Raw genomic sequence first — 3,663 nt, forward strand, 5'->3', positions numbered from 1 at the left:
CTGCCCCCTCACTCAAAGAAACAAATCCGGTGTCAGGGGTTCGCTGGCATCCACCGCGTAGTGGTTGAAATCCCTCACCCCGGCTTCCTTCAGGACCTCCTCGTCGATCAGGCATGCGCCGCTGCGTTGGCTCGCCGGGGCCGTCAACACCGCATGGGCGGCGTCGGCCATGATCTCGGGTTGGCGTGTCTGTTCCGGCTTGATCAGGCCGCCCAGCATGGCCAGGGCGGCGGTGTTGATGACCGTCCTGGGCCACAGGGCATTGCTGGCGATGCCGTCTTCCTTCAGCTCCGCGGCCAGGCCCACCGCCATCATGCTCATGGCGTATTTGGAAGCGGTGTAGGCGGTATGATCCTGAAACCAGCGCGGGTCGAGATTGATCGGCGGTGACAGGGTGAGAATATGGGGGTTGTCCGACCGACGCAGATGGGGGATGCAGGTCCGGGCGCAGAGAAAGCTGCCCCGCACATTGACGTCAAACATCAGGTCATAGCGTTTCATGGGGACGTCTTCGGCGGGCTTGAGCCAGATGGCGCTGGCGTTGTTGACCAGGGCGTCAAGGCCACCGAAATGCGCCACGGCCTGATCCACCGCTTCCTTCACCCGCGCCTCATCCCGAATATCCACTTTCAGGGGCAGGGCGCGGCCACCGGCGGCTTCCACTTCCTCGGCCACCGAGTGGATGGTGCCCGGCAGCTTGGGATGGCGGCGGTCGGTCTTGGCGGCGATCACGATATTGGCCCCATCCCGGGCGGCCCGCAGGGCAATGGCCCGACCGATGCCCCGGCTGGCGCCGGTAATGAACAAGGTCCGCTTGGCGAGTGTCCTCATGGTATGTTCTCGCTAGTTGATCAGTGATGGTCAGTGGTGCTCGGGAGCATAAAAGGCCAAGAAATCACAGGAGAGCAGGATGAAGCAACTGCCAATGCTGATTGATGCACCCAGCCTTGACCGCCTGTTACGGCAGGACAGTCCGCCCCTGGTGATCGATTGCCAAGCGGCGCTGTCGGATCACGCCGCTGGTCGCAAGGCCTGGCTGGCCGGTCATATCCCGGGCGCTGGTCATGCCGACCTGGAAAGCGATCTGAGTGGTGCGAAGACGGCGGAGACGGGTCGCCATCCACTGCCCATCCCGGAGGATTTTCGCCGGTTTCTGGCCGACGTCGGCCTGACGCCCGAGCGTCCGGTAGTGGTTTACGATGACAGCGGCGGGGCCTTTGCCGTGCGTTGCTGGTGGTTGCTGCGCTGGTTCGGCCACGGGCAGGCGGCCTTGCTGGATGGGGGTCTGTCGGCCTGGCGGGAGCATATTGATCGCCTGGAAACGGGGCAGAGCGAGACCGACCCCAGTGATTACACCGGTACCCCCAATCAGATGCCGGTAGTGAATGCCGACGAGCTGCAGCAGGGTCTGGAGCAAGATCGCCTGCGGCTGATAGATGCCCGTGGCCCGGTTCGTTTCAGGGGCGAGGAAGAGCCGATCGACGCCGTCGCCGGTCATATCCCCGGCGCCGTCAATCTGCCCTTTGCCGACAACCTGGACGAGCAGGGTCGCTGGAAGCCTGTCGAGACTCTGCGCGAGCGTTTTGTTGCCGCGCTGCCGCCCCACGAGGCAGGGCAGGCCGTTCATATGTGTGGCTCGGGCGTATCGGCCTGTCACAACCTCTTTGCCATGGAATACGCCGGCCTGAAGGGCTCGGCCCTGTATGTCGGCTCCTGGAGTGAGTGGATTCGAGACCCGAGTCGACCTGTCGCCCGGGGCGAATGAAGCCTCTGGAAGCGCTTCCACAGAAGAAGGGGGATTCACACCCGGGGTTTAATCCCACCCGGCAAGCAGGGCAGGGAGGGCCTCGGCGGCCCGGGCGCGGATGGTGATGTCCACCGCGCTCATTTGCGTTGCCTCCGGGTTGATCTCGGCGATGGTGGCGCCGTTTTCCCGTGCCAGGTCGGCCAGGCCCGCCGCCGGATAGACCGTGGCCGAGGTACCAATGGCAATGAACAGCTCGGCCTGCTGAGCCGCCGCCACTGAACGTTCCAGCGCCCGCTCCGGGATTGCTTCCCCGAACCAGACCACGCTCGGTCTCGCCAGACTCTCGCAGAGCCGGCAGCGGGGCGGCTTGTCCGGATGGCCCTCCACCCTCACTTCATGGCCATTGTCGAGACAGTGATTGCGGTGAATATTGCCGTGGAACTCGATCACATCGCGGTGTCCGGCCCGCTGATGCAGTCCATCCACATTCTGGGTCACCAGGGTCAGGGCCGGGTGCTTCTCCGCCAGCGTGGCCAGTGCTTCATGTCCGGCATTGGGTTCCACTGACAACACGCGCTTGCGTCGCCATTGATACCACTGCCAGACAAAGTCGGGGTCATGGCGAAAGGCTTCCGGTGTGGCCAGGTCCTGGGGCTGGAACTTCGCCCACAGCCCTTCCTGGGGATCGCGAAAGGTGGGCACGCCACTGTCGGCCGAGATACCCGAACCGGTCAGCACGACCACACGCCGCGCTTGCCGAAGTTGCTCTGTCAGCTTTTCCATCGCTTGCTTCTCCCAATTCCCGTAGGAGCGGCTTTAGCGGCGATTATGGTCTCGATCAGCCTCCCATCGCGGCCAAAGCCGCTCCCACAGGTCTGTCATATCGGCCCGAAAAAAGCCCCGCCGAAGCGGGGCTTTTTCCTTTCCGGTATTCACCGCAAAGATCAGGCAGTGACGGCTTCCTTGCGGGCGATCAACTGCCGCAGCACGTAGTGCAGAATGCCGCCGTGCTGGAAGTAGTCACGCTCCTTGGGCGTATCCAGGCGGACAACGGCCTGGAAGGTGATCTCCTTGCCGTCCTCGGCCTTGGCCGTGACCGTGACTTCGCTGGCATCGCCGCCGTCAAGGTCGGTGATGTCGAAGGTTTCCTTGCCGGTCAGGCCCAGTTTCTCGGCGCTGTCACCGTCCTTGAACTGCAGGGGCAGCACGCCCATGCCGATCAGGTTGGAGCGGTGGATACGCTCATAGCTCTCGGTGATCACGGCCTTCACGCCCAGCAGACGGGTGCCCTTGGCGGCCCAGTCACGGGAAGAACCGGTGCCGTATTCCTTGCCGGCGATGACCACCAGCGGCACATCGTTCTCCTGATACTTCATGGAGGCATCATAGATGCTCATCTCTTCGTCCTCCGGCTGGTAACGGGTCCAGCCGCCCTCGGTACCGGGGGCTAGCAGGTTACGCAGGCGGACGTTGCCGAAGGTGCCGCGCATCATGACTTCGTGATTGCCACGACGGGAACCGAAGGAGTTGAACTGCGCCGGTTCCACACCCTTGCTTATCAGGTACTCGCCGGCCGGGCTCTTCTTGGGAATGGCACCGGCGGGAGAGATGTGGTCGGTGGTGACCGAGTCACCCAGCAGGGCCAGGCAGCGGGCACCCTTGATGTCTTCCACCTTGCCGGGCTCCATGCCCATGCCCTCGAAGTAGGGCGGGTTTTTCACGTAGGTGGAATCATCATCCCAATCGAAGAGATCACCCTCGGGCACATCCAGGCTGTTCCAGTTCTCGTCGCCGGCAAACACGCCGGAATAACTGGAATGGAACATGCCGGAGTTGATAGTGCTGGTCACCAGCTCCTGGATCTCGCCGGAATCCGGCCACAGATCCTTGAAGTAGACCGGCTTGCCGTCCTTGTC

3 protein-coding genes and 1 pseudogene are annotated in these 3,663 nt (G+C 63.2%); 1 reads left to right on the forward strand and 3 read right to left on the reverse strand.

Features of this window, described 5'->3' with window-relative positions:
- Positions 1 to 12: 12 nt before the first annotated feature.
- Complete coding sequence (locus ACJWXQ_RS06355; protein WP_406672393.1) at positions 13 to 831, reverse strand: SDR family oxidoreductase; 819 nt, start codon at positions 829 to 831, stop codon at positions 13 to 15.
- Between the two features lie 79 nt (positions 832 to 910).
- Here ACJWXQ_RS06355 and ACJWXQ_RS06360 point away from each other — a divergent pair, with 79 nt between their 5' ends.
- Complete coding sequence (locus ACJWXQ_RS06360; protein WP_346051173.1) at positions 911 to 1,765, forward strand: sulfurtransferase; 855 nt, start codon at positions 911 to 913, stop codon at positions 1,763 to 1,765.
- A gap of 48 nt (positions 1,766 to 1,813) precedes the next feature.
- On the opposite strand, the gene ACJWXQ_RS06365 is transcribed toward ACJWXQ_RS06360, so the two are convergent.
- Together ACJWXQ_RS06365 and acnA are read right to left on the reverse strand one after the other, a co-directional pair.
- Positions 1,814 to 2,530, reverse strand: a complete 717-nt coding sequence (locus ACJWXQ_RS06365) for an NAD-dependent deacylase (protein ID WP_346051174.1) — start codon at positions 2,528 to 2,530, stop codon at positions 1,814 to 1,816.
- Between the two features lie 161 nt (positions 2,531 to 2,691).
- A pseudogene (acnA, locus tag ACJWXQ_RS06370) lies at positions 2,692 to 3,663 on the reverse strand (aconitate hydratase); the annotation flags it as partial.

This window comes from Natronospira sp. (assembly GCF_007134575.1).
In the GTDB taxonomy this organism is placed as follows: domain Bacteria; phylum Pseudomonadota; class Gammaproteobacteria; order Natronospirales; family Natronospiraceae; genus Natronospira; species Natronospira elongata.

Bases quoted from the DNA above. Each gene is read 5' to 3' on its own strand.
- ACJWXQ_RS06355 (WP_406672393.1), bottom strand. From the start codon at position 831: ATGAGGACACTCGCCAAGCGGACCTTGTTCATTACCGGCGCCAGCCGG.
- ACJWXQ_RS06365 (WP_346051174.1), bottom strand. From the start codon at position 2,530: ATGGAAAAGCTGACAGAGCAACTTCGGCAAGCGCGGCGTGTGGTCGTG.
- ACJWXQ_RS06360 (WP_346051173.1), top strand. From the start codon at position 911: ATGAAGCAACTGCCAATGCTGATTGATGCACCCAGCCTTGACCGCCTG.